Source organism: Mesotoga infera (assembly GCA_011045915.1).
In the GTDB taxonomy this organism is placed as follows: domain Bacteria; phylum Thermotogota; class Thermotogae; order Petrotogales; family Kosmotogaceae; genus Mesotoga; species Mesotoga infera_D.
In genome coordinates, this window is the sequence record DSBT01000190.1 from 1 (window position 1) to 2,509 (window position 2,509).

A 2,509-nucleotide genomic window follows, 5' to 3' on the forward strand; every position below is an offset into this window, starting at 1 on the left:
AGATTCATCTACGTATACGATCAGTACAAAGTTCAAAAAAGCAGGGGTTACGCGCCTGTTCCATTCATATTCTCGAGCAACGGGAGGGCCTTCTTCCTTGACACGGGTTTCATGACTTCCGTCAAGCTGGACAGATCAGAGATTGCCCTGAGGGTTTACACAAGAGGCTGTCCAATTGAAGATACTGAGATTCATATCTGGGAGAAAGGCTCTCCATTGAAAGCAATTGAAGAAATCTATAGCGTTTCCAAACCTTGTACCCCTCCTCTCTGGGCTCTTGGGCCCTGGCTCTCGGCCAACCAGTGGAACAGTCAGAAAAAGGTCATGGGAGTCTTGGATGAAACTGTGAAACACAATCTCCCGGCAACGGCTCTGGTTGTTGAGGCGTGGGCAGATGAGCAGACTTTCTACATATTTAATGGAGCACAATACGATCCGCTTCCGGGCGAGCGGAACTTCAAACTGGCAGATTTCAGATTTCGCGACCCCTGGCCAGACCCGGCGGAAATGATCAGAAAGCTTCACGCGAAGGGTATAAGACTGATCCTCTGGCAGATTCCGGTCATGAAATGCTTCGACAACTCCGATCCACAGCCCGCGGTAGATATTCAGTACGGAAGCTCAAAGGGTTATTTCGTGAAGAATGAAGACGGCTCCGATTACAAAATCCCCCCTGCCCGCTGGCACGAGGAAAACGTCGTAATCGATTTCTATAATGATGAAGCTGCAAAATGGTGGGCATCCAAGAGGGAGTACCTGATAAAAGAGTTGGGAGTCGATGGTTTCAAGACCGATGGCGGAGAACACCTCTGGGGTAGAGATACTTTCACGGCTGCCGGCAGCGCAGCTCTGACCAGAAACACTTTTCCGGAGAAATACTTCCAGACAAGTGCAAGCATCTTGAGTGAAGATGGAGCGCTCTTCAGCCGCGCTGGATACACGAGGAGTCCCGCTTATTCCCTCTTCTGGGTCGGTGATGAGGATTCGACCTGGGAGGCCCTGCGGGACAACATTACAGCTGGTCTAAATGTCTCAATTTCCGGGAACCCCTTCTGGGGATGGGACATCGCAGGTTTCAGCGGAGAGATTCCCTCCGCAGAGCTTTATAAAAGATCCGTTGAACTAGCCGTTTTCACACCAATCTTCCAACTCCACTCGGAAGACCCGGGGGATCCAGTGCCCTCTTCAGAGAGAACGCCGTGGAATATCTCAAGAGCCTACAACGACCAAAGCATCATAGACTATTACAGAAGATTCGCCTCTTTGAGAATGACTTTATCTCCATACATTCATAGAGAGTCTCTTCATGCGGCACAAATGGGGCGTCCCCTGACATTACCGCTCTTCCTGATAGAGAAAGAAAACGACCCGGAAGAACTCTCTTACATGTTTGGTAGAGGAATGGTCGTTTCGCCTTCAGTGGATGAAGAGACGAAAATCAGGAAACTGATCCTTCCTGAGGGTGAATGGATAAATCTCTGGAATGGAGAAACATACTCGGATACTGTCATTCTTCACGGAAACAGAAACGAGGTTTACCTCAGAAAGGGATCGATAATACCCCTAAGCATTCCTTCTGACGAAAGTCTCTTCGGCACAAACTGGTCACAGCAAGAAACAGGACTGCTTCACGTTGGGAAGGAATGGCCGAAGGATATCGGCGAGCTCAAAAGAACGGGCAAAGCAAAACGTATGGCGAGGATAATCGGCAACGAACAGGGAATAATCAAAATAGAATGGAGAGATATACAGTAGATGAACTTACTAGAGAGATCCATAAAAATCATTAAAGAGAACCAGAGCGAAGCCGGAAGCTACGTTGCATCGCCAAACTTCTCGCAGTACGGATACTGCTGGTTCAGAGACGGATCGTTTACCGCTCATGCCATGCAGAGGGCCGGAAAGAAGGAGAGCGCAGAGAGATTCATACGTTGGGGTCTGGGTGTTCTAAAGAGATACCGACATTCACTTGAAGAGGCTACTTTCGGTTCCGGTTCTGATTTAAGTATTCTTTTGCCTACAAGGTACACTTTAGATGGCTTTGCTAGCAACGACGACTGGACGAATGCGCAGAGCGACGGTTATGGCACATTCCTTTGGATAGTTGCCGAGAACTCACAGCTTTTGGATGAAAGCGATCAGGAAATCTGCGATCTATGCGCGAAGTACCTTGAGAAGGTATGGGAAATCCCCTGTTACGATGTCTGGGAAGAATTTCCAATGTCGATACACACCTCAACCCTTCTTTCCATAGTGGCGGGGCTTAAGTCGATAGAGACAGTGATCAACAGACAGACCAACTGGAAGAAAATCGTGGACGTCATTCTCAAAGAGCTGACATACGACGGGCGGCTGAAGAAGTCGACTTCGCTCGATTCAGTCGATTCGAGCCTCATCTGGGCCTCCTATCCATTTAGATTATTCGACAGCGACTCCCTGCTCATGAAAAGGACTGAAAAGGCCATTATGGATGACTTATATCGTTCTGGAGGTCTGAAGAGATATAACA

Annotated in this window: 2 protein-coding genes; both read left to right on the top strand. The window is 48.5% G+C overall.

The window, feature by feature from the left end; genetic code table 11:
* Positions 1 to 1,755: hypothetical protein (locus ENN47_07075; GenBank protein HDP77930.1), on the top strand; the 1,755-nt coding region annotated here is incomplete at its 5' end.
* A partial coding sequence (locus tag ENN47_07080; GenBank protein HDP77931.1) for a hypothetical protein occupies positions 1,756 to 2,509 on the top strand: 754 nt, incomplete at its 3' end.